Below are 21,732 nucleotides of genomic sequence, written 5' to 3' on the forward strand. Positions count from 1 at the left end.
TCCCTGGAGCCGGCGCCGCCTGTACCATCGGCGGCCTTTGCCGGTTCCCGGCTCTCTTCCCTCTGCCCTTTCTCTCCGACGCCGCCATGTCCGCCGCTCTTTCCCATCCCAGCCTGCAAGACTGCCGCCGCATGTTCTTGCGCAACTACGAAGTGCAGATCAACATCGGCGTGCACGAGTTCGAGAAGAAGGGCGAACAGCGCGTGCTGATCAATATCGACCTGTACGTGCCGCTGGCGGAAAGCACGCCGCACGACGACAAGCTGCACGAGGTCGTCGACTACGACTTCATGCGCAATACCGTCGCCGAGCGCATGGCGCAGGGCCATGTGCACCTGCAGGAAACGCTGTGCGACGACGTCGCCCGCGCGATGCTGCGCCACCCCAAGGTGCGCGCGGTGCGGGTGTCGACCGAGAAGCCGGACGTGTACCCGGACTGCGATTCGGTCGGCGTCGAGGTGTTCCATATCAAGAGCTAGGCGAGCCACGGCGCGCCGCGCGCCTTCGTGACGTGGCCGACACTTGATGCAGCCGCTGGGGCGCTCCGCTAAAATACCCGGTTCGATTGCGCCAGAACGGCGCCCCGCCCGTTGCCTCCCACCCCGCCATGACCGAAACCACCCACTCCAGGAACTTCTACCGCCTCGAGACCTATCTGCAATCGCAGACGGGCCGCGCGATCGGCGACTTCAAGATGATCGAGGACGGCGATACGGTGCTGGTCTGCCTGTCGGGCGGCAAGGACTCGTACACGATGCTGTCGGTGCTGATGGCGCTGCAGAAGCGGGCGCCGATCGACTTCAAGCTGATCGCGATGAATCTCGACCAGAAGCAGCCGGGCTTCCCCGAGGACGTGCTGCCGCGCTACCTGGATGGCATCGGCGTGCAGTACGTGATCGTCGAGGCCGACACCTATTCGATCGTCAAGGAGAAGGTGCCCGAGGGCAAGACCACCTGCTCGCTGTGTTCGCGGCTGCGCCGGGGCGTGATCTACCGGACCGCGAAGGAGCTCGGCGCCAACAAGATCGCGCTGGGCCACCACCGCGACGACATCGTCCAGACCTTCTTCCTGAACATGTTCTTCGGCGGCAAGATGAAGGCGATGCCGCCGAAGCTGGCCACCGACGACGGCCAGCACATCGTGATCCGCCCGCTGGCCTATTGCTCGGAGAAGGACATCGCGGCCTATGCGCGCGCGATGGAGTTCCCGATCATCCCCTGCAATCTGTGCGGCTCGCAGGAGAACCTGCAGCGCAAGAAGGTCAAGGAGATGCTGCTCGAGTGGGAACGGCAGAACCCGGGCCGCATCGACAACATCTTCTCGGCGCTGAAGAACGTGGTGCCGTCGCACCTGGCCGATACCGAGCTGTTCGACTTCAACGGTCTGGCGACCGGCCTGGCCAAGGTCGACGAGGCCTCGCTGTTCGGCGATTCGACCTTCACGCAGCAGCCGCTGGTGTTTGCCGGCGGCAGCGCCGAGAACCGGATGGAATTCGTCCGCTTCGAGAGGCCGGCGGTGCGCGACACGAAGCCCCAAGGCGCGGCGGCGGGGACCGCCACGGCGGCGGCCGCGTCGGCGGCCGAATAAGGCCCCGGCGCGCTCGCGCCGGTTCATTCAGCGCTTCTCCGGCTCTCCTCCAGCCCGCCTTCCGCGCTCTTCGGTTTTCCCTTGCCCGCCGTCTCAGTTCGCGGCGCGCGACGGCGCGATGGCCGGTTGCCGCGGCGCCTCGCGCATCAGCGACCGCGTATCCTCGATCCACTTCTGGAAGCGCTCGACCGCGTGGCGCTTCTGTTCCGGCGTGGTCATGTTGGCGATCTGCGCCGCCACCGCCAGCCCCGCCTCGGTATTGGCCTCGTAGCTGACGCGGCGCTCGCGCGTCGGCGGCGCCTGCCACTGGTCGCCGAAGCGCTGCAGCAGCGCGATCACGCGCGCCTTGGGCGGGTGTTCCGCCTGGACCTGCCGGACCAGCGCCAGCCAGGCCTGCTGTCGTTTCACCCGTTCGCCGAAGCGGGATTCGGCGTTGTCGACCACCGGGCGGAGCGCGGCTCGGATCGCGTCCTGCTGCTCGCGCGAGAAGCGGCCGTAGATCAGCGTGGCCCACTCCATCACCTTGTCGTAGCGCGCCTCGAGCCGGTCTTCGGGGCTGCCGCGCAGGAATTTCCTGCGGTACTTCTCGTTGCCGTCGGCGAACTTGCGTTCCATGCGCTTGATCTGGTCCGGCGTCAGCGTCAGCAGCAGATCGGCGACATCCGGAATCGCATGGTCGAAGGCGACGCGCGCCATGCGCTGCGTGTCGTCGCGCACGCGTTCGAGCTGCGCCTCGGTCACCGGCCCCTGGACCTCGTTCTTGGTGCGTTGCAGTAGGGCCGCGATCTCGGGCAGCTGTTCGCGCCGGTGCCAGGCGAAGAAGCGGGCGATCGCGTCGCGCGTCTGGGGCTCCTGGTCGTCGGAGACGTCGACATAGTTGTCGATCCACCAGTAGGCGAGGTGGTCGCCCTGCTGGTAGCCAAGCTTCATCGCATTGCAGGCGGTCAGCAACACCAGCATCCCGGCCGCGATCAGTTCGCGCCACCGCACATTGTGAATTTGAGCAACAGCCGTCAAGCGGCGGATACCCCCCATGCTAGAATCGCCGGACGCGCCGACGGCCACTTGCCGTCGCCCGCCAGGCAAGGTCTGGCAACGGTTTGCGGGCGATGGCGGAGTGCCGGCGACGGCTTCCGCATCAGCCCGTCCGGGACGGAACGCGGCCGATAAATGGCTTGGCGTTCGCCAGTGGCGCCAACGCCCGGCTGTCACGTCGGGGCTGGTCGCGCGTCTTTCCGATCCGGATGTCAATTCGGGCGCACTCACTTAGGAACCTCCTCGTGAACATCGTCATTCTCGCCGCCGGCATGGGCAAACGGATGCATTCCGATTTGCCGAAGGTGCTGCATCCGCTGGCCGGCCGGCCGCTGCTTGCTCATGTGATCGATACCGCGCGTACGCTGTCGCCGACGCGGCTGGTGGTGGTCGTGGGCCATGGCGCCGAGCGGGTACAGGCCGCGGTTGCCGCGCCCGATGTCGCCTTCGCGCTGCAGGCCCAGCAACTGGGAACCGGCCACGCGGTGATGCAGGCGCTGCCGCTGCTCGATCCGGCCCAGCCGACGCTGGTGCTGTACGGCGACGTGCCGCTGACCCGGGCCGATACGCTGGCCCGTCTGGTGGAAGCCGCCAGAAAGGACCGCTTCGGCATCCTGACCGTCGAGATGGACGATCCGACCGGCTACGGCCGCATCGTGCGCGACGCCGCCGGCAGCATCGCCCGCATCGTCGAGCAGAAGGACGCCAGCGAGGCCGAGCGCGCGATCCGCGAGATCAATACCGGCATCGTGGTGTGCCCGACGGCGAAGTTGACCGAATGGCTGGCCACGCTGCGCAACGATAACGCGCAAGGTGAGTACTACCTCACCGATACCGTCGAGCGCGCCGTCGCCGATGGCGTCGAGGTGGTGTCCGCCCAGCCGGGCGCGCTGTGGGAGACGCTGGGCGTCAACAGCAAGGTGCAGCTGGCCGAACTCGAGCGCCTGCATCAGCGCAACCAGGCGATGCGCCTGCTGGAAGCCGGCGTGACCGTGCTCGACCCGGCCCGTATCGATATCCGGGGCGAACTGACTTGTGGCCGAGACGTCACGATCGACGTCGGGTGCGTGTTCGAAGGACGGGTTCACCTGGAAGACGGCGTGCAGATCGGTCCTCACTGTGTGATCCGCGATAGCCGCATCGGTTCCGGAGCGCGGGTGCTGGCCTTCTGTCATCTGGAGCAGGCGCAGGTCGGCGCCGACGGCCGGATCGGGCCGTATGCCCGTCTTCGTCCCGGCACCGAACTGGGCGAGGACGTCCATATCGGCAACTTCGTCGAGGTCAAGAACAGCCAGATCGCCGCGCACAGCAAGGCCAACCATCTGGCCTACGTCGGCGACGCCACGGTCGGCTCGCGCGTCAACATCGGCGCGGGCACCATCACCTGCAACTACGACGGCGTCAACAAGCACCGCACGGTGATCGAGGACGACGTCTTCATCGGCTCGGACTCGCAGCTGGTGGCGCCGGTCACGGTGCGGCGCGGCGCCACGCTGGGCGCCGGCACCACGCTGACCAAGGAAGCGCCCGCGGACCAGCTGACGCTGTCGCGCGCCAGGCAGATGACCGTTCCGGGCTGGCAGCGGCCGGTCAAGCAGCCCAGGCAGGGCACGAAGTAAGATAGGCGCACCGCGCTGGCCGGCGCGCCAGGACCGGGGGCGGGCGGCATAAGCGCCCAGCCATCCGGGACATCGAACAAGGCATCAATGCAGGCGGTCACGAGCCGCGGCACCCAGGGAGAGCAACATGTGTGGCATCGTCGGCGCGGTTTCGACGCGCAATATCGTTCCGGTTCTGATCGAAGGCCTGCGCCGCCTGGAATACCGCGGCTATGACTCCTGCGGCGTGGCGGTGGTCCGCGAAGACACGCTCGAGCGCGCCCGCACCGTGTCGCGGGTGGCGGACCTGGACGAGCAGACGCGCGGCTCGGGCCTGTCCGGCACGATCGGCGTCGCGCACACGCGCTGGGCCACGCACGGCAAGCCCGACACCATCAACGCCCACCCGCACTTCTCCGGCGAGACCATCGCGCTGGTGCACAACGGCATCATCGAGAACTACGAGCCGCTGCGCGACGAACTGCGCGCCGCCGGCTACGGCTTCGATTCGCAGACCGATACCGAAGTGGTCGCCCATCTGGTGCACCAGGCCTACACCTATCCGAGCAGCGCCACGCGCGGCGACCTGTTCGCCTCGGTGCGCGCGATCACCAAGCGCCTGCATGGCGCCTATGCGATTGCCGTGGTGGCCAAGGACCAGCCGGACGTCGTGGTTGGCGCGCGCGCCGGCTCGCCGCTGGTCGCGGCGCTCGGCGAGGGCGAAGCCTTCCTCGCCTCGGACGCGCTGGCCGTCGCCGGCACTGCCAACCGCGTGATCTATCTGGAAGAGGGCGACGTGGTCGACGTGCGGCGCGACGCGATCACGATCCACGACCTCAACGACGAGCCGGTCGAGCGCGAAGTGCGCGTGGTGGAAGCCCATGCGGCGGCCGTCGATCTGGGCCCGTACCGGCATTTCATGCAGAAGGAAATCTTCGAGCAGCCGCGCGCGCTGGCCGACACGCTCGAAGGCATCGAAAGCATCGAGCCGAGCCAGTTCGGCGAACGCGCCGCGCAGGTGTTCGCCAATATCGACAGCGTGCTGATCCTGGCCTGCGGCACCAGCTACTACTCGGGCTGCACCGCCAAGTACTGGCTCGAGGCGATCGCCCGCATCCCGACCCAGGTCGAGGTCGCCAGCGAATACCGCTACCGCGAAACGGTGCCGAATCCGCGCCAGCTGGTGGTCGTGATCTCGCAATCGGGCGAGACCGCCGACACGCTGGCCGCGCTGCGCCATGCCAAGGGACTGGGCCACGAGCACACGCTGTGCATCTGCAACGTCGCCAGCAGCGCGATGGTCCGCGAAACCGAGCTGCGCTTCATCACCCGCGCGGGCACCGAGATCGGCGTCGCCTCGACCAAGGCCTTCACCACGCAGCTGGCCGCGCTGTACATGCTGACGCTGGCGCTGGCCAAGCTGCGCGGCACGCTGTCGGAGGAAAGCCAGGGCAGGGCGCTGGCGAACCTGCGCCACCTGCCCGCCGCGCTGCACGGCGTGCTGGCGCTGGAGCCGCAGATCATCGCCTGGTCCGAAGACTTCGCCCGCCGCGAAAACGCACTGTTCCTCGGCCGCGGCCTGCACTACCCGATCGCGCTGGAAGGCGCGCTGAAGCTGAAGGAAATCTCGTATATCCACGCCGAGGCCTATCCGGCCGGCGAGCTGAAGCACGGGCCGCTGGCGCTGGTGACCGAGGCGATGCCGGTGGTCACGGTGGCGCCGAACGACGCGCTGCTGGAGAAGCTGAAGTCGAACATCCAGGAAGTGCGCGCCCGCGGCGGCCGGCTCTATGTGTTCGCCGACGCGGACACGCACATCACGTCGACCGACGGCATCCAGGTGATCCGCCTGCCCGAGCACTACGGCGACCTGTCGCCGATCCTGCACGTGGTGCCGCTGCAATTGCTGGCGTATCACACGGCCTGCGCGCGCGGCACCGACGTCGACAAGCCGCGCAATCTGGCGAAGTCGGTGACGGTGGAGTAAGGGCCGAATCGGCAACGGGATCGCTCCCCGCAAAGGGCGCTGCGGCGAGGTATCGGCCGCAGCGCCTTTTTCTTTGGGCGTCGGCCCTTTCGGCCGGCCCTCTTGGTCGGCCTTTTCGGTGGGCCTTTTCGGGCGGCCCTTTCGGCAGGCTCTTTCAGTCTCCCCGCCTCGGAAACCGCAAGCCGAACCGCGTCTTCCCCCGCTCCGACCGCACCGCGATATCGCCGCCATGCGCCAGCATGATGGCGCGGGTGATCGACAGCCCCAGTCCCACGCTGTCCGATTCCGGCCTCGTCCGCGACTTGTCTCCACGCGAGAAGCGGTCGAAGATCGAAGGCAGCAGGGCCGGGTCGATCTCGGCGCCGTCGTTCTCCACCGCGACCTCGACGTGGTCGCCGGCGTCGGCCACCGCGACAACGATGCGGCCGCCGGGCGGCGTATGGCGCAGCGCGTTGGAAATCAGATTGCTCAGCGCCCGCCGCAGCATCAAACGGTCGCCCTGGATACGGCCGTCTCCCTGCAGGTCCAGCCGCACCGCCTTGTCCTCGGCCAGCGCCTCGTAGAAGTCGAACAGCGCGCGCACTTCGTCGGCGATGCGGATCGCCTCGGTATTGGGCAGGTCGAGCCCGTGTTCCATCTTGGCCAGATACAGCATGTCCGACACCATGCGGGCCAGGCGCTGCAGCTCCTCGGCGTTCGACGCCAGGATGTCGCGGTAATTGCCGGCATCGCGCGGCTGCGACAGCGCGACCTGGGTTTGCGTCATCAGATTGGTAATCGGCGTGCGGAGTTCATGCGCCAGGTCGGACGAGAACTCGGACAGCCGGCGGAAATCGTCCTGCAGCCGGGCCAGCATCGCGTTGAGGTTGGCCGCCAGATCGGCCATTTCGACCGGCACCGCTTCGACCGGCATCCGCTCGTACAGCTTGCTGCCCGTCACCGTCTGCGCGCGCGAGGCCATGGTACGCAGCGGCGCCAGGCCGCGGCGCGCCGCCCACCAGCCCAGCACGCCGCTGGCCAGCGCGGCGAGCGCGATATAGAACACCAGCGACTGGCGGAATGCGTGAATGAAGTGATCGTGGATCTCGGTGTCCATGCCGACCAGCATGCGCAGCGGCTCGCCCGTGCCGGATTCTTGCACGGTGCGAACCATGCCGCGATACAGCTGGCCGTTCTGGCGCCATTCGAGCGCATTGGCCTGCATGCCGTCCGCGTCATCCCGATCGTGCTTGCGGGGCCGCGCCACCGCATCGAGCGCCGCACCGAAATCGAAGCCGGGGCTCGCAAACAGCGGCGCGTTTGGTTCGGCTTGCACATGGATCAGCAGGCCGCCGTGATGCTTCTGCGCGTCGGCCAGCCGTGCCGCAATGCCGTCGGACGGGCCCGCCGCCACGATCCGTTCGACCATCCGCAGATTGTCGCCGAGCAGCGCGTAATCCTGATCGGCGAAGTGCCGGTCCATCGCCGAGAAGATCAACCACCCCAGGCCCAGCAGCACGCAGGCGGAGGTCAGCGAGAACAGCGCGGTCAGCCGGGCCGTCAGCGAGAGGCGCGGCATCAGTCGCCTTCCTCCGGATTCTCGAGCACATAGCCCATGCCGCGCACCGTCTGGATCAGCTTGATGTCGAAGTCGTCGTCGATCTTGGCGCGCAGGCGGCGGATGGCGACGTCGATCACGTTGCTGTCGCTGTCGAAGTTCATGTCCCAGACCTGCGAGGCGATCAGCGAGCGCGGCAGCACCTCGCCGCGCCGGCGCGCCAGCAGTTCCAGCAGCGAGAACTCCTTGTTGGTCAGCACGATGCGGCGGCCCGCGCGCGTCGCGCGGCGGCGGGCCAGATCGAGCACCAGATCGGCGATCTGGATGCGGTCCAGCGCCACCTGCGTGGCGCCGCGGCGCAGCAGCGTGCGGACGCGGGCCAGCAGTTCGGCAAAGGCAAAGGGTTTGACCAGATAGTCGTCGGCGCCGAGCTCCAGCCCCTTGACGCGATCGGCGACGCTGTCGCGTGCCGTCAGGAACAGCACCGGCACGCGGTTGTCGGCGGCGCGCAGCGTCTGCACGATGCGCCAGCCGTCGACGTCGGGCAGCATCACATCGAGCACGATCAGGTCGTAGGGCTCCGTCATGGCCAGATGCTGGCCGTCCAGGCCGTTGGCGGCCAGGTCCACCACGAACCCCGCCTCGGTCAGGCCCTGCCGCAGGTATTCCCCGGTCTTGGCTTCGTCTTCGACTACCAGCAATTTCATCGGCGCTTTCCTGCTTCTCCGCTTCCCGCTTCCCCGCTTTTGGCCCGCTTTCGCGCCAGGCCCGCCATCGTCGCCCTGCGCAACCGTCGCGATAGTGTAGGGCCGCGCTACCCAACATGACGCCAACATTACCGGAATGTAATGTCGGGGTAATTGGGCGGTTACTGCGGCCTCCTTATGCTGGCGGCCACGATAGACCACGACAAGACAACAAGGACCGCTTCCATGCCACGCGTTGCCCCGACCATCCTGGCCGTGCCGCCCCACCTGTCCCGCCGGCGTTTCGTGCAGGGACTGGTCGCGGGGGGCGTGCTCGGTGCGCTGTCCGGCGTGTCCGGCGCAGGATGGGCCCAGCAAGCGGACCGTCCGCCGCGCGCGGGAAGCGGCAGCGCGCCGGTGCTGTCCGGCACCGAATTCGAGCTGGTCATCGAGGAGGCGGTCGTCAACTTCACCGGCAAGCCCGCCATCGCCCACACGATCAACGGCATGCTGCCGGGGCCGACGCTGCGCTGGCGCAAGGGCGATACGGTGACCATCCGCGTCACCAACCGCCTGCGCGAGCCGACCTCGATCCACTGGCACGGCATCATCCTGCCGTTCGAGATGGACGGCGTGCCCGGCATCAGCTTCCCCGGCATCGCGCCGGGCGAGACCTTCACCTACCGATTCAAGGTCGTGCAGAGCGGCAGCTACTGGTACCACTCGCACTCGGGCTTCCAGGAGATGACCGGCGTCTACGGCGGCCTGATCATCGACGGCGACGACGATCCGATCCGGGCGGACCGCGACCATACCGTGCTGCTGTCCGACTGGACCGACGAGGACGGCATGCGCGTGCTGTCCAAGCTCAAGACCCAGAGCGACTACTACAACTACAACCAGCCGACCGTCGTCGATTTCTTCCGCGATATCGCCAACGAGGGCGTCAAGGCCGCCGTCGACAAGCGCCGCATGTGGAACCAGATGCGGATGAGCCCGACCGATCTGGCCGATCTGTCCGCGCATACGCTGACGTATCTGACCAACGGCGTGACGCCGGCCGGCAACTGGACGGGGCTGTTCAGGCCGGGCGACAAGGTCCGCCTGCGCTTCATCAATGGCAGCGGCAATACCTTCTACGACGTGCGCATTTCCGGGCTGAAGCTCAAGGTCGTGCAGGTCGACGGCCAGAACATCGAGCCGGTGACGGTCGACGAATTCCGCTTCGGCCCCGGCGAGACCTGCGATGTCATCGTCGAGCCGCGCGACGAGGCCTACACGATCTTCTCGCAGTCGATGGACCGCACCGGTTACGCGCGTGGCACGCTGGCGACGCGCGAAGGCCTGCAGGCCGCCGTGCCCGCGCTGGACAAGGCCGAATGGCTGACCATGACCGACATGATGGGCGACATGGGGGCGATGGGCGCGGCTGGGATGGCCGGCATGGGCCATGGCGGCGGGCACGACCATGGCGCCATGCGGGGCACGCATGGCTCGCACGGCGCGAACGGCACGCACGGGGCGCATGGCACGCACGGGGCGCATGGCACGCACGGGGCGCATGGCATGCACGGCATGCACCACGGCGGCATGGCGATGGACCACAGCCAGCATGCGATGGCCGCGATGCCGGCCGATGGCTCGCTGAAGGTGCCCAGCAGGACCGCCCGCCATGCGCGCACCGAATACGGACCCAGCACCGACATGCGGGTCGACATGGCGCGGACCAATCTGGACGACCCCGGCATCGGCCTGCGCAACAACGGACGGCGCGTGCTGACGCTGGCCGACATGCGCACCGTCGGCGGTCCGATGGATCCGCGCGGACCGGGCCGGGAGGTGGAGCTGCACCTGACCGGCAATATGGAGCGCTACACGTGGTCGTTCGACGGCCTGGAGTTCGGCCGGTCGACGCCGGTGTTCTTCCGCCACGGCGAGCGGCTTCGCGTGATCCTGCACAACGACACGATGATGACCCACCCGATGCATCTGCACGGCATGTGGAGCGAGCTGGAGGCGCCGGACGGCACCTTCCAGGCGCGCCGGCACACGATTCCGGTGCAGCCGGCGCAGCGCATCAGCTTCCTCGTCACGGCCGATGCGCTCGGCCGCTGGGCCTGGCATTGCCATCTGATGATGCATATGGACGCAGGCATGTTCCGCGAAGTGGTGGTGGCCTGACGGGCCCGAGCTTTCATCCGAATTCCAAGACGCACGGAGCCCGAGCCATGCCTTCGAAAACACTTGCAGCCTTCCTGCTGGCGTCCGCCGGCGCCAGCGCCGCATTGGCACAGCAGCCGCACCAGCACGATCACGGTGATCATCACCAGCACCACCACCACCACCACCAACACCAGCACCAGCAGCAGCATCATCAGCAGCACCAGCACCAGCACCAGCACCAGCACCAGCAGCATCAGCAGCAGCAGCAGCAGCAGCACGGGCGCGACGACCACCACGGGCATCACCATCAACCGGCCGCGGCACAGCCTGCGGCCGGCAAGCCCGCCGAAGCCGCTGCCGCGCACGCCGACAAGCCGGGCCCGGACCATGGCGCGATGCACCACATGGACCACGGCACTGCGCAATCGATGGACCACGGCGCCCACGGCACCGGGCTAGGCGTGCCGCCCGCCAGCGCTCCGCCACCGGCGATGGATCACGGCGACATGAAGATGCAGGGCGGCAGCGCTCCCCCCGATGCGCGCGATCCGCACGCTTACTCCGGCGGTCATCGGCTCGGCGTCGGCCAGTACGCGCTCGGTCCCCATCGGCAGCTGCACATGGCCGACGAGCATCTGTTCGGCTCGGTGCTGGTGGACCGCCTCGAATGGGCGCGCGGCAGCGACACCAACGCCGCCGCGTACGAGGCACAGGCCTGGTTCGGCAATACCTACGACCGGCTGGTGATCAAGGCCGAGGGCGACGTGGAACGCGGCAAGGTCCATGAGGCCCGCACCGAACTGCTGTGGGGCCACGCGATCGCCAGCTATTGGGACACCCAGCTCGGTATCCGCAACGACGCGGGTCACGGCCGCCCCGCGCGCAACTGGCTCGCGTTCGGCGTGCAGGGCCTGGCGCCCTACTGGTTCGAGATCGACGCCACCGGCTACCTCGGCACCGAAGGGCGGACGGCGCTGCGGCTGTCTGCCGAGTACGAGCTGCTGATCACGCAGCGCCTGATCCTGCAGCCGCGCATCGAGGCCAATGTCTACGGCAAGAACGACCGCGAGGTCGGCGTCGGCAGCGGCCTGTCCCATGGCGCGGTCGGCGTGCGGCTACGCTATGAGTTCAGCCGCCAGTTCGCGCCCTACATCGGCGTCGAGCGCTATCAGGCGTTCGGCAATACCGCCGACATGGTGCGCGCGTCGGGCGGCCGCAGCGGCGAAACGCGTTTTGTCGCCGGCGTGCGCGTGTGGTTCTGAGCCGCGCTGACTTGTTTGCCGATGTCTCGATTGCCGACTTTCTGGAGGGCTGCCATGCGCGCTGTCCGCAAGACCATCCAATGGCTGTCGCTGGGCGCGACCCTGCTGATCGCCCAGGCCGCGCTTGCGCATCCGAAGCTGCTGTCGTCTACGCCGGCCGATAAGGCCCAGGTGTCGGCGCCGGACCGGATCGAACTGCGGTTTTCCGAGGGGCTGGTCAGGCAGTTTTCCGGCGCCAATCTGCTGATGACCGGCATGCCGGGCATGGCCAATCATGGCCCGATGAAGATCGCGGTCACCGTGTCGCCGGGCGACGATCCGAAGACGCTGGTCGTCACGCCGGCCAAGCCGCTGGTGCCGGGCAGCTATCGTCTGGAATGGCGTGCGGTCGGATCGGATACGCATCCTGTCAGCGGCAGGATCTCGTTCCAGGTGAAGTGACCCGATGCCGCCGGACTGGCCGCTCGTTCTGTTGCGATTCGCGCTGTACCTGGACCTGATGCTGGTGTTCGGGCTGCCGTTTTTTGTCGTGCACGGGCTGCGCGGAGACGAGCGGCGATCGCGCTTCGCCACGGCGATGCTGTACGCGGCAGCCGGTGGCGCAATTGCGGGCCTGCTTCTGTCCGCCGGCAATTTGCTGATGATGGCCAAGGCGCTGTCGGGCGTCGCGGAATACGCGCAACTGGACCGTGAAACCGTCGGCATGGTGCTGAGCGCCACCGACTGGGGCGTGGCCTGGGGTGTGCGGATGGCGGCGCTGCTTGCCGCGTTGCCTGCCTTGTGCCTCCGCGGCTCCCCATACGGGCTTCGCCTGGGCTTGGCGACCGTTGCGGCGGCCGTGGCGCTCGCCACGCTGGCGTGGTCCGGCCACGGCGCCATGGACGAGGGAGCCCGCCGCTACGTGCATCTGGGCGCCGACATCGCGCATCTGCTTGCGGCCGGTACCTGGGTCGGCGCGCTGCTCGCCTTCGTCTGCATGGCCGCCGGTGTGCGCCGCGCCACCGCGGCCCAAGTGGCGATGCTCGCTCGCGTCGCCAGCGGGTTTGCACGTGTCGGCACGCTGGTCGTCGCCACGCTGGTGGTAACCGGCGCCATCAACTACTGGCTGATCGTCGGCCCGTCGCTGGCCGGCGTCGCCTCGACCCCCTACGGCGTGTTGCTGCTGGCGAAGCTGACGGTGTTCGGTGCGATGCTGGGGCTTGCCGCCCTGAACCGCTATCGCCTCAGCTCGCGCCTGGCAGCGGCGCGGGCTTCAGGCGAAGCGCGCTCGGCGGCAGCGGCGCTGCGCCGCAGCCTGTGGCTGGAGACCGGCTGCGCCACGGCCATCGTGGCGCTGGTGGCCTGGCTCGGCACGCTGTCGCCGGAGGCGCTGCAAGGGGGGTAGCCGCGGTAGGCCAAGGCTCGTTTGCAGCATTGACAATACCTCGTGCAGATTCTGCGACACCGACTGCCTTAGCGACGGCCTTGCCGAAGCGCATGACGCCTGCGCTGCGGACGATAGGTCTCCTCACGTCGGTATCACGCCCGATCTGTCCGCTGGCACGCTCGATGCATCCATTCGGGTCCGGACGTCATGTCCGCACATCCGGAGACCATCATGACTCAGCAACAGCAAGGCCAAGGCCAAAAGAGCGGCAGCAAGCAGCAGCAACAACAGCAACAAAGCAAGGGCGGCCAGCAGCAAGGCGGCCAACAGCGCGAGCGCAAGCAGCAGCAACAGAAGTAAGCGGCGCGATGCGCAGATGTAGCGGCAGATGCCGGCATGGCGTCTGCCGCTTGTTTTTATGTCAGGAAGCCAGCAAACCCACCTCAGCGGTCAATGTCGGGTCAATCGCCGCGCGACCGAAGGCGCTTACTCCCCGGCCTGATAGGCGTGGCCGGTGGCAGATTTGCGATAAAGCGCTGGCTCGCGTCGACGCTTGTTTCTACCAGCTTGCCATCGATCGCTTCCAAGACCGTGCCGCCAAGAGTCAACGCGCGATCGCGGGCTCGTCTTAAAGCATATTCGGCCAACGCAGGTATTAGAGCTTCAGCGAGCTGCATGGCCCGCTCGTCCAGTACTTTCCTTTTTCCCATCGATAGCTCCTGCGCGACGACGTAGATATCCACCAAGGCGGAGTTTGGCGGGGCGCGCCAAGGAAAATTGGTAAAGGCAACTGGATGGGCCTTTTTCCCGCTCAGCGGCGCCTGTATATGAAAGTCGCCTCAACAGTCGGGGCGCTGCCGCTAGGCTTTCGCCTCCAACGCCTCGGCCAGGAATCCCTTCATCGCCGCCCATGAGCGCCTGTCGGCCTTGGGGTCATAAACGATCCCCCGTTCCGGGATGTTCGCGCCGGCGAAGGTGAAGGCATGGCGGGCGTGCCCATAGGCATGCAACTGCCAGTCCGCCCCTGCGTCGGTCAGTTCGCTGGCGATGGCCAGCACATCGGCCGGCGGCGCGACCGGGTCTTCCCACCCGTGCAACAGCAGCACGCTTGCGGAAATCGGCCCTTGCCGGCCGATCCGTGGCGGCCGTAGCACGCCGTGAATGCTGATCGCGGCGACGAGATTCGGCGGTGCCGCGCGCGCCAGATCGAGCGCGCACAGGCCGCCGAAGCAGTAGCCGACCGCGGCGATGCGGGCCGGATCGACGCCGGGGAGCGCCATGGCGGCATCGAATCCCGCCAGCAGCCGTTGCCTCAGCAGGGCACGGTCGGCGAGCATCGGATTCATCAGATGCGAGTTGTCGCCCATCGGGTCGCCGCGGACGCCCTTGCCATAGACGTCGGCGGCGAAGCAGACGTAGCCCAGTGCGGCCAGCCGGTCGGCGTTGCGCTTGATCGGTTCGCTCAGGCCGCTCCACTCGTGCGCCAGCAGCACGCACGGCGCGGAAGGCCCGAGGCGCGTGGGCCGGGCCACGTAACCCTCGAAGGTGGTCTCGCCGTCGGTGTAGTCGACCAGCGTTCGTTCCAGCGCCATCTCTTCAACGTCCATACGTACCTCCCTGTCGTGTGCCACCGGCAGGATGCCGCCGCACGGACGTGCCGTATTGAACGTTTGGGACGCCGGACGTCGCGCCGTCAGAGGTAGAACGCCGGGCCGCCAGTCGATTGCGCGCCGAAGTGTTCGGCAAGCGGCGATGGACCGCCGCGGGCGTAGCCGCCCGGCGTCCGGCCCAGTCGCCGCCGCCAGTTGCGGATCTGGTGCGCCTGGTCGCTGTAGCCGGACAGCGCGTCTCCATTGCCGCGTTGCACGGCCTGGATGCTCGACTGCAGCCGCTCCAGGTCCATCAGCTGCTTGGGGCCGAGGCCGAGATGCCGCTCGAACCATCGGTGCAGTTGGCGGCGATCGACGGCGGTCAGCCGGGCGATGTCCTGCACCTGCCGGCCCTGGCGCAACAGCGTGTGGGCTGCCGCGAGGGCCGGCAGTTCCATTGGCGCCCGGATGGCGTCGAGGCGCCGCAGCAGCCAGGCGTCCAGTTGCGTGGCGATACGAACAGGGGACCACGCGGCGCTGAGGTCGGCCTCGAGCGTGTAGGCCTGCCCGTCGCCCAGACAGGCGGCGAGGTCGATCAAGCGATCCTTGCAGTCCGCGCCAATGCCCGGAAACAGCCGAGCCAACCCCACCGGGCTGAGCATTGCCATGACGAAATACGTGTCCGACCACGAGCGCCAGCGGCGGCTGGCCGACTGGAAACCCAGCAGCGACACCTTCGGTACCGTCGGGCCGCCCTCCATCGCATTGGGACGGCCGAAGTTGACCGACAGCACCGCGCCCGGGTAAGGGCACGTGACGATCGGCTGCCCTTCGTAGACGCCCTCGAGATCCTGGACGAACCAGTAGCCGTTGACGTAAGGCGCCAACGCGAGGCAAGGGGCGATCACCAGGAACATGGCTGGGTCTTCCGGGGAGGCGGCGGAGAAGGGACGAACGCGTCGGGCGCAAGACGCGACGCACAACATACCAGAAGCCGGTTCTGGCAGGCCGCGCATGTCCCCCGAACGCCGGCGCGCGCAATGGTGCGCTATCGCGCCGCAACGCTCGTGCCCTGCAGATACGGCAGGATCACGGCCTTCCAGCGCGCATAGCCCGCGCCGTTCAGATGCACGCCGTCATAGGTGTAGGCGCTGTCCAGATTGCCGTCAGGGTCGGCCAGCGCGCGGCCCACGTCGATCCACTCGACCCGGTCGTCCCTGGCCGCCAGTTCGGCCAGCAGCGCATTGAGCTGCGCGACGCGGCCATTGTCGCGGCCGGTGTCGCGGATCTCGCGGTTGACCGGCAGCGTGCTCTGCAGATAGATCCGCGTGCCGGGGGACACGCGCTTGACCGTGTCCACGATTTGCCGATAGCGATCGAACACCTCGCGCTCGTCGAATGCGCCGAGGTCGTTGATGCCCGCCATCAGGAACAGCTTGGACGGCCGCGTCTTCGCCACCGACTCGATGCGATCGAGGATGCGCGCCGTCGAATCGCCGCCGATGCCGCGATTGACGACATCGTGGTGGCCGAGGAACTCGCCCCATTCCCCGGCTTCGGTGATCGAGTCGCCGACGAAGACGATCTTGCCGGCGGGCAGCGTGGCGTCAAGCGAGCGCAGATGTTGCAGCCGCCCGGCGCTGTAGCCCGAGCCGTCGTCGCGGTGCTTGAGCTTGAAGGCGAGATAGCCGATGCCGCCGAGGCGGTGGACCGCCATCACGGTGGCGCTGACGAACGCGAGATTCAGCAGCAGCGATGCCATCAATAGCAGCCTGATCGGACGCATGACCGACTCTCCCTGTGAGCGGAGGTTGGGGGGCCGATCTCCCGCCGGTGCCGGGCGGCCGAGCCCATGGAAAGCTCCGCGAACCCGATCTTCGGTCGGCCCGCCGGCTTCCGTCCGTGCGACAGCAAACGCTTCTCATTTCCAGGGTAAGCCGGGTTGGCGTGCGCCAGGGCGTCAGAAGTGCACATCGATATACATCTAATTCATATAGATGAGTTGGTTGACCTTTATGATTTCACCACCTATGATCCGATGCACGCACCAACCCACAGAGGAGACACAGCGATGATTCACGTCGTATTGCACGACGCCAAGGACACGGTGGCCGTGGCCGTGGTGGAAGGGATCGAGGCGGGCACCGAGTTGAACGCCTGGATCATGGATGACGACCGCACCATCACGGTGACCGCGCGCCAGCCGATCCCGATCGGCCACAAGGTCGCGCTGCGCGACATGGCGCCGAACGACACGGTCTACAAGTACGGCGTCGACATCGGCAAGGTGGTCGCGCCGATCAAGGCCGGCGAGCACGCCCACGTGCACAACATCAAGACCAAGCGCTGGTAAGCGCCGCCGCGGGGCCGCGCGGGACGTTCCTGCCATCCCCGCTCTCGCAGCCATTCCCGCCAACGAGGCGATCCAGTCATCCGAGAACCGAACACCAAGCCATGTCCATCATCGATCAAAACACCACCTTCTGGGGCTACCGCCGCGATAACGGCCGGGTCGGCGTCCGCAACCACGTGATCATCCTGCCGCTGGACGACCTGTCCAACGCCGCCGCCGAGGCCGTCGCGCATGCCATCAAGGGCACGATGGCGATTCCGCATCCGTATGGCCGCCTGCAGTTCGGCCCGGATCTGGAGCTGCATTTCCGCACGCTGATCGGCGCCGGCAGCAATCCGAACGTCGCCGCCGTGGTGGTGATCGGCATCGAGGACGGCTGGACCAAGCGCGTGGTCGACGGTATCGCGAAGACCGGCAAGCCGGTGGTCGGCTTCGGCATCGAGGGCCACGGCGATCACGAGACCATCAAGCGCGCGTCGAAAGCCGCCAAGGAATTCGTGCAGTACGCCACGGCGCTGCATCGCGTCGAATGCCCGATCGCCGACCTGTGGGTATCGACCAAGTGCGGCGAGTCGGATACCACTTCCGGCTGCGGCGCCAATCCGACCGTCGGCAATGCCTTCGACAAGCTGCATCCGCTCGGCACCACACTGGTGTTCGGCGAGACCTCCGAACTGACCGGCGGCGAGCATATCGTCGCGGCGCGCTGCGCCAACGACGAGGTCCGCCACCAGTTCATGGCGATGTTCGAGCGCTACCAGAGCATGATCGACCGCTGGAAGACCACCGATCTGTCGGAGTCGCAGCCGACCAAGGGCAATATCGCCGGCGGCCTGACGACCATCGAGGAGAAGGCGCTGGGCAACATCCAGAAGATCGGCAAGAAGTGCACCGTCGATGGCGTGCTCGACAAGGCCGAGGAGCCGACCCATCCGGGCCTGTGGTTCATGGATTCGTCGTCGGCCGCGGCCGAGATGGTGACGCTGTGCGCGGCCTCGGGCTTTGTCGTGCATTTTTTCCCGACCGGGCAGGGCAACGTGATCGGCAACCCGATCGTGCCGGTGATCAAGCTGTGCGCGAACCCGCGTACCGTGCGCCTGATGAGCGAGCATATGGACGTCGATTGCTCCGGGCTGCTGCAGCGCGAACTGAACCTGGACCAGACCGGCGACAAGCTGCTCGAATGCATGCTGGCGACCGCCAATGGCCGCTGGACCGCGGCCGAGGCGCTGGGCCACCGCGAGTTCGTGCTGACGCGCATTCACGAGTCGGCCTGATGAAGCGGATCTGCATCAGCGAGTTCATGGACCCGGAGGCGGTGGCCGCGCTGACGACCGGGTTCGAACTGCGCTACGAACCCGACTGGGTCGATCGGCGCGCCGAGCTGCTGGCCGCGCTGCCTGCGGCCGATGCGCTGATCGTGCGCAACCGCACCCAGGTCGATGTGGCGCTGCTCGACGCCGCGCCGCGGCTGCGCGTGGTCGGGCGGCTCGGCGTGGGCCTGGACAACATCGACGTCGAATCGTGCAGGGCGCGCGGCATCCGCGTGATCCCGGCCACCGGCGCCAATGCGCGCTCGGTCGCCGAGTACGTCGTCACCACGGCGGCAATGCTGCTGCGCGGCGGCTATCAGAGCAGCGGCGAGGTGATGCAGGGCAAGTGGCCGCGCGCGCGGCTGTCGGAGGGGCGCGAGGCGCTGGGCAAGACGCTGGGCCTGATCGGCTTCGGCGATATCGGCCGGCAGACCGCGGCGCTGGCGCAGGCCTTCGGCATGCGCGTGGTTGCGCATGATCCGATGTTGCGCGATGACGATCCGGTCTGGCAACGCAGCGGCGTCGCGCCGCGCGGCCTCGATGCGCTGCTCGCCGAAGCTGACGCGGTCAGCCTGCACGTGCCGCTGGTGCCGGCGACCCGGCATCTGCTCGACGCGCGACGGCTCGCGGCAATGCGGCCGGGGGCGGTATTGATCAATACCGCCCGCGGCGGCGTGGTCGACGAGGCCGCGCTGGCCGAGGCGCTGCGCGACGGGCATCTGGCCGGCGCCGCGCTCGACGTGTTCGAGCGCGAGCCGCTGCCGGCGGGCTCGCCGCTGGACGGCGTGGCCAATCTGGTGCTGACGCCGCATATCGGCGGCGTCACGCGCGAAGCCAATGCGCGCGTGTCGATGCTGATCGCGCAGCAGGTGCGGCAGGCGCTGGAGGAGGCATCGACATGAGCGCCGCCGACATGAAAGCGGTAGACGCTGCACGCCTGACGCGTTTGGCCGAGGCCGCGCTGCGCCGCGCCGGCGCCAGCGCGCTGCAGGCCGAAGCCACCGCCGCGGCGCTGGTGCGCGCCGATGCGGCGGGCCTCGCCTCGCATGGCGTGTCCCGGGTGCCGATGTATGTCGCGCATCTGCGGCACGACCGCGTCGACGGGGCGGCGGTGCCGGTTCTGCAGGCGCGAAATGGCGAAAGGCGCGCGGCGCTTCTGGTCGACGCCCAATGCGGCTTCGCCTTCCCGGCCTGCGCGATGGCGATCGAGCAGGCGATCGTCCGTGCGCGCGAACTCGGCGTCAGCGTGGCCGCGGTCACCAACAGCCATCACTTCGGCGCCGCCGCCTCGCACCTGGAGCCGGTCGCCGCCGCCGGCATGATCGGCATCGCGCTGGGCAACTCGCCGGCGGCCATGCCGGCCTGGGGCGGGCGCAAGCCGCTGTTCGGCACCAATCCGATCGCCGCGGTGTTTCCGCGCCGCGGCGCGGCGCCCGTGGTGATCGACCTGTCGCTGTCGGAGGTCGCGCGCGGCAAGATCATGGTCGCAGCCAAGGCCGGCAAGCCGATTCCGCTGGGCTGGGCGCTCGACGAAGCCGGCGAGCCGACCACCGACGCGGCGGCCGCGCTGCGCGGTTCGATGCTGCCCGCCGGCGGCGTCAAGGGCGCGATGCTGGCGTTGCTGGTCGAGCTGCTGGTGGTGTCCCTGGCCGGCGCGCAATTCGGCGCGGAGGCCGATTCCTTCTTCGAGGACGCCGGCGGACGGCCGCGCATCGGCCAGGTCTTCCTGGTGCTGGATCCGGCGGCGTTCAGCGGCGAGCAGGTCTATCACGATCGCGTCGAGGCGCTGCTGGCGGCGATGTTGGCCGACCCAGGCACGCGCCTGCCGGGCGCGCGCCGCGAGGCATCGCAACAACGCGCCAGCCGCGAGGGCATCGCCGTGCCCGCCCCGCTGCTGGCCGAACTGGAGGCGCTGGCCGGGGAGGGTCGTCCGGCCTAGCAAGCGTCAGCTCAGGCCGGCCTCCGCGCTGGCCGCCCAATACGCCGAGGTCCGCAAAGTACGGATGGCGGCAAACAAAGGAGACAAACCATGCATCGCCCGTTGATTCGCACCATGCTGCGGCATGTGGCCGCGTTGTCCGTTGCCTTGTCCGCCATCACCGCCGTCACCGCGGCCGCCCCTGCGGCGGCCCAGGGGGCCGCCGACTATCCGAGCAAGCCGATCCGCTACGTGGTGCCGTTCGCCCCCGGCGGCCTGACCGACATCATGGCGCGCATGGTCGGCCATCAGCTGTCGGAGGAGTGGGGCAAGCCGATCGTCATCGACAACAAGCCGGGCGGCAACGCCAATATCGGCGCCGACCAGGTGGCCAAGGCGCCGGCCGACGGCTACACCTGGCTGGCCGTCACGCTGACGCACGCGTCCAACGTCACGCTGTTCCCGAAGCTGCCGTTCAACATGCAGAAGGACCTGGTGCCGGTCGCGCGGATCGCCTCGTCGCCGATGACCGTGGTGGTGCCGGCCAACTCGCCGATCCAGTCGATGAAGGACCTGGTCGAGGCGGCGCGCAAGGGCAAGCTCAATGCCGGTTCCAGCGGCAACGGCACGCCGCCGCATCTGACGCTTGCACTGTTCGAGAGCCTGACCGGCACCAAGTTGACGCACGTGCCGTACAAAGGTGGTGCACCGTCGATGACGGACCTGATCGGCGGGCAGATCGACGTGGTGTTCTCCAACTTCCCCGAGTCGCTGGCCTACGTCAAGGGCGGCAAGCTGCGCGCGCTGGCGGTGACGACGCGCGAACGCCATCCGCTGCTGCCCGATGTGCCGACGGTTGGCGAAGTCGGCTTCCCGGACCTGCTGGTCGAGAACTGGACCGGCCTGATGATGCCGGCCGGCACGCCGAAGCCGGTGATCGACAAGGTCGGCACCGCGGTGGCGAAGATGGTCGAGGTCAAGTCGGTGCGTGACCGCATCGTGGCGGCGGGCTTCTCGCCCGCTCCACAGGCGAGCGCGCCCTTTACCGACTACTTCCAGGGCGAGGTCGCGCGCTGGGCCAGGCTGATCGACCAGAAGGGCATCCGCGCCGAGTAGGTCGATTTGTGGGGGCGGGTTCAAGCGTCGAGGGCATGCGTGGAACGCCAGCGCCGAACGCAGCGGTCCACGCGAGCATCGAGCGCGGCTACCGGACCGAAGCGCTCGGCCCCCGGCGTTCGAAACGATTTTCAGCACGGCGGTGGGGCGGGTGACGGCAGTCATCCATGTTATATAGACGTTCCGTTCCGCCACCGCGCAGTCGGCGGCGGAACGGAACC

21 protein-coding genes are annotated in these 21,732 nt (G+C 68.0%); 14 read left to right on the forward strand and 7 right to left on the reverse strand.

The annotated features are described in order from the left end of the window. Positions 1-86 precede the first annotated feature (86 nt). Together FOB47_RS11175 and ttcA are read left to right on the forward strand one after the other, a co-directional pair. Positions 87-479, forward strand: a complete 393-nt coding sequence (locus FOB47_RS11175) for a dihydroneopterin aldolase (RefSeq protein WP_053820943.1) — start codon at positions 87-89, stop codon at positions 477-479. 128 nt (positions 480-607) lie between these two features. Then, positions 608-1,588 carry a tRNA 2-thiocytidine(32) synthetase TtcA gene (gene ttcA, locus FOB47_RS11180; protein WP_174781100.1) on the forward strand — a complete coding sequence of 327 codons (981 nt, stop codon included), beginning with the start codon at positions 608-610 and terminating at the stop codon, positions 1,586-1,588. Positions 1,589-1,681: 93 nt separating this feature from the next. On the opposite strand, the gene FOB47_RS11185 is transcribed toward ttcA, so the two are convergent. Beyond that, positions 1,682-2,578, reverse strand: coding sequence for a DUF6279 family lipoprotein (locus FOB47_RS11185; protein WP_244959400.1), 897 nt, complete (start codon positions 2,576-2,578; stop codon positions 1,682-1,684). A gap of 290 nt (positions 2,579-2,868) precedes the next feature. Here FOB47_RS11185 and glmU point away from each other — a divergent pair, with 290 nt between their 5' ends. Together glmU and glmS are read left to right on the forward strand one after the other, a co-directional pair. Continuing rightward, the gene (gene glmU / locus FOB47_RS11190) at positions 2,869-4,242 is read left to right on the forward strand and encodes a bifunctional UDP-N-acetylglucosamine diphosphorylase/glucosamine-1-phosphate N-acetyltransferase GlmU (protein ID WP_174781101.1); all 1,374 of its coding nucleotides are present in this window, start codon (positions 2,869-2,871) and stop codon (positions 4,240-4,242) included. Between the two features lie 127 nt (positions 4,243-4,369). Further along, positions 4,370-6,208 (forward strand): glutamine--fructose-6-phosphate transaminase (isomerizing), encoded by a 1,839-nt coding sequence (glmS, locus tag FOB47_RS11195; RefSeq protein ID WP_174781102.1) that lies wholly within the window; start codon positions 4,370-4,372, stop codon positions 6,206-6,208. 154 nt (positions 6,209-6,362) lie between these two features. Here the strand turns inward: glmS and FOB47_RS11200 are convergent, their stop codons facing one another. Both FOB47_RS11200 and FOB47_RS11205 read right to left on the reverse strand, forming a co-directional pair. Next, entirely contained in the window at positions 6,363-7,766 is a 1,404-nt protein-coding gene (locus tag FOB47_RS11200; protein ID WP_174781103.1) for a heavy metal sensor histidine kinase, read from the reverse strand. Beyond that, positions 7,766-8,452, reverse strand: a complete 687-nt coding sequence (locus FOB47_RS11205) for a heavy metal response regulator transcription factor (protein ID WP_053820946.1) — start codon at positions 8,450-8,452, stop codon at positions 7,766-7,768. The genes FOB47_RS11200 and FOB47_RS11205 overlap by 1 nt, the downstream gene beginning before the upstream one ends. 225 nt (positions 8,453-8,677) lie before the next feature. Between FOB47_RS11205 and FOB47_RS11210 the strand changes: the two genes are divergently transcribed. The 5 genes from FOB47_RS11210 (at position 8,678) to FOB47_RS26285 (ending at position 13,582) form a co-directional block, all read left to right on the forward strand. Further along, positions 8,678-10,612: a copper resistance system multicopper oxidase gene (locus FOB47_RS11210; protein ID WP_174781104.1), complete on the forward strand. Its 1,935-nt coding sequence runs from the start codon at positions 8,678-8,680 to the stop codon at positions 10,610-10,612. 47 nt (positions 10,613-10,659) lie between these two features. Beyond that, positions 10,660-11,856 (forward strand): copper resistance protein B, encoded by a 1,197-nt coding sequence (locus FOB47_RS11215; protein ID WP_174781105.1) that lies wholly within the window; start codon positions 10,660-10,662, stop codon positions 11,854-11,856. A gap of 54 nt (positions 11,857-11,910) precedes the next feature. Continuing rightward, positions 11,911-12,297: a copper homeostasis periplasmic binding protein CopC gene (gene copC, locus FOB47_RS11220; RefSeq protein WP_174781106.1), complete on the forward strand. Its 387-nt coding sequence runs from the start codon at positions 11,911-11,913 to the stop codon at positions 12,295-12,297. 4 nt (positions 12,298-12,301) lie between these two features. After that, positions 12,302-13,240: a copper homeostasis membrane protein CopD gene (copD, locus tag FOB47_RS11225; RefSeq protein WP_174781107.1), complete on the forward strand. Its 939-nt coding sequence runs from the start codon at positions 12,302-12,304 to the stop codon at positions 13,238-13,240. 213 nt (positions 13,241-13,453) lie between these two features. Continuing rightward, positions 13,454-13,582, forward strand: coding sequence for a hypothetical protein (locus FOB47_RS26285; RefSeq protein WP_257720532.1), 129 nt, complete (start codon positions 13,454-13,456; stop codon positions 13,580-13,582). Positions 13,583-13,683: 101 nt separating this feature from the next. On the opposite strand, the gene FOB47_RS11230 is transcribed toward FOB47_RS26285, so the two are convergent. From FOB47_RS11230 to FOB47_RS11245, 4 genes are all read right to left on the reverse strand, one after another. Next, positions 13,684-13,968, reverse strand: coding sequence for a hypothetical protein (locus FOB47_RS11230; RefSeq protein WP_151022771.1), 285 nt, complete (start codon positions 13,966-13,968; stop codon positions 13,684-13,686). A gap of 114 nt (positions 13,969-14,082) precedes the next feature. Continuing rightward, positions 14,083-14,829, reverse strand: coding sequence for a dienelactone hydrolase family protein (locus tag FOB47_RS11235; RefSeq protein ID WP_174781108.1), 747 nt, complete (start codon positions 14,827-14,829; stop codon positions 14,083-14,085). 86 nt (positions 14,830-14,915) lie between these two features. Then, entirely contained in the window at positions 14,916-15,728 is an 813-nt protein-coding gene (locus FOB47_RS11240) for an AraC family transcriptional regulator (RefSeq protein ID WP_174781109.1), read from the reverse strand. A gap of 131 nt (positions 15,729-15,859) precedes the next feature. Further along, entirely contained in the window at positions 15,860-16,597 is a 738-nt protein-coding gene (locus FOB47_RS11245) for a GDSL-type esterase/lipase family protein (protein ID WP_053820952.1), read from the reverse strand. A gap of 285 nt (positions 16,598-16,882) precedes the next feature. Between FOB47_RS11245 and FOB47_RS11250 the strand changes: the two genes are divergently transcribed. From FOB47_RS11250 to FOB47_RS11270, 5 genes are all read left to right on the forward strand, one after another. After that, positions 16,883-17,164, forward strand: a complete 282-nt coding sequence (locus FOB47_RS11250) for a UxaA family hydrolase (protein WP_174781110.1) — start codon at positions 16,883-16,885, stop codon at positions 17,162-17,164. A gap of 101 nt (positions 17,165-17,265) precedes the next feature. Continuing rightward, complete coding sequence (locus tag FOB47_RS11255; RefSeq protein WP_053820953.1) at positions 17,266-18,441, forward strand: UxaA family hydrolase; 1,176 nt, start codon at positions 17,266-17,268, stop codon at positions 18,439-18,441. Next, a complete protein-coding gene (locus FOB47_RS11260; RefSeq protein WP_174781111.1) occupies positions 18,441-19,379 on the forward strand; it encodes a hydroxyacid dehydrogenase in 939 nt (312 codons plus the stop codon). Before FOB47_RS11255 ends, FOB47_RS11260 begins: the two co-directional genes overlap by 1 nt. An 11-nt stretch (positions 19,380-19,390) precedes the next feature. Beyond that, positions 19,391-20,416 (forward strand): Ldh family oxidoreductase, encoded by a 1,026-nt coding sequence (locus tag FOB47_RS11265; RefSeq protein ID WP_174782394.1) that lies wholly within the window; start codon positions 19,391-19,393, stop codon positions 20,414-20,416. Between the two features lie 90 nt (positions 20,417-20,506). Continuing rightward, positions 20,507-21,511, forward strand: coding sequence for a Bug family tripartite tricarboxylate transporter substrate binding protein (locus tag FOB47_RS11270; RefSeq protein WP_174781112.1), 1,005 nt, complete (start codon positions 20,507-20,509; stop codon positions 21,509-21,511). Positions 21,512-21,732 lie beyond the last annotated feature (221 nt).

This window comes from Cupriavidus gilardii (genome assembly GCF_013347325.1).
In the GTDB taxonomy this organism is placed as follows: domain Bacteria; phylum Pseudomonadota; class Gammaproteobacteria; order Burkholderiales; family Burkholderiaceae; genus Cupriavidus; species Cupriavidus gilardii.

Bases quoted from the DNA above. Each gene is read 5' to 3' on its own strand.
- FOB47_RS11270 (WP_174781112.1), top strand. From the start codon at position 20,507: ATGCATCGCCCGTTGATTCGCACCATGCTGCGGCATGTGGCCGCGTTG.
- FOB47_RS11250 (WP_174781110.1), top strand. From the start codon at position 16,883: ATGATTCACGTCGTATTGCACGACGCCAAGGACACGGTGGCCGTGGCC.
- ttcA (WP_174781100.1), top strand. From the start codon at position 608: ATGACCGAAACCACCCACTCCAGGAACTTCTACCGCCTCGAGACCTAT.
- FOB47_RS11260 (WP_174781111.1), top strand. From the start codon at position 18,441: ATGAAGCGGATCTGCATCAGCGAGTTCATGGACCCGGAGGCGGTGGCC.
- FOB47_RS11175 (WP_053820943.1), top strand. From the start codon at position 87: ATGTCCGCCGCTCTTTCCCATCCCAGCCTGCAAGACTGCCGCCGCATG.
- FOB47_RS11265 (WP_174782394.1), top strand. From the start codon at position 19,391: ATGAAAGCGGTAGACGCTGCACGCCTGACGCGTTTGGCCGAGGCCGCG.
- FOB47_RS26285 (WP_257720532.1), top strand. From the start codon at position 13,454: ATGACTCAGCAACAGCAAGGCCAAGGCCAAAAGAGCGGCAGCAAGCAG.
- FOB47_RS11205 (WP_053820946.1), bottom strand. From the start codon at position 8,452: ATGAAATTGCTGGTAGTCGAAGACGAAGCCAAGACCGGGGAATACCTG.
- FOB47_RS11245 (WP_053820952.1), bottom strand. From the start codon at position 16,597: ATGCGTCCGATCAGGCTGCTATTGATGGCATCGCTGCTGCTGAATCTC.
- FOB47_RS11255 (WP_053820953.1), top strand. From the start codon at position 17,266: ATGTCCATCATCGATCAAAACACCACCTTCTGGGGCTACCGCCGCGAT.
- FOB47_RS11200 (WP_174781103.1), bottom strand. From the start codon at position 7,766: ATGCCGCGCCTCTCGCTGACGGCCCGGCTGACCGCGCTGTTCTCGCTG.
- FOB47_RS11235 (WP_174781108.1), bottom strand. From the start codon at position 14,829: ATGGACGTTGAAGAGATGGCGCTGGAACGAACGCTGGTCGACTACACC.
- glmS (WP_174781102.1), top strand. From the start codon at position 4,370: ATGTGTGGCATCGTCGGCGCGGTTTCGACGCGCAATATCGTTCCGGTT.
- FOB47_RS11210 (WP_174781104.1), top strand. From the start codon at position 8,678: ATGCCACGCGTTGCCCCGACCATCCTGGCCGTGCCGCCCCACCTGTCC.
- FOB47_RS11240 (WP_174781109.1), bottom strand. From the start codon at position 15,728: ATGTTCCTGGTGATCGCCCCTTGCCTCGCGTTGGCGCCTTACGTCAAC.
- copC (WP_174781106.1), top strand. From the start codon at position 11,911: ATGCGCGCTGTCCGCAAGACCATCCAATGGCTGTCGCTGGGCGCGACC.
- copD (WP_174781107.1), top strand. From the start codon at position 12,302: ATGCCGCCGGACTGGCCGCTCGTTCTGTTGCGATTCGCGCTGTACCTG.
- FOB47_RS11215 (WP_174781105.1), top strand. From the start codon at position 10,660: ATGCCTTCGAAAACACTTGCAGCCTTCCTGCTGGCGTCCGCCGGCGCC.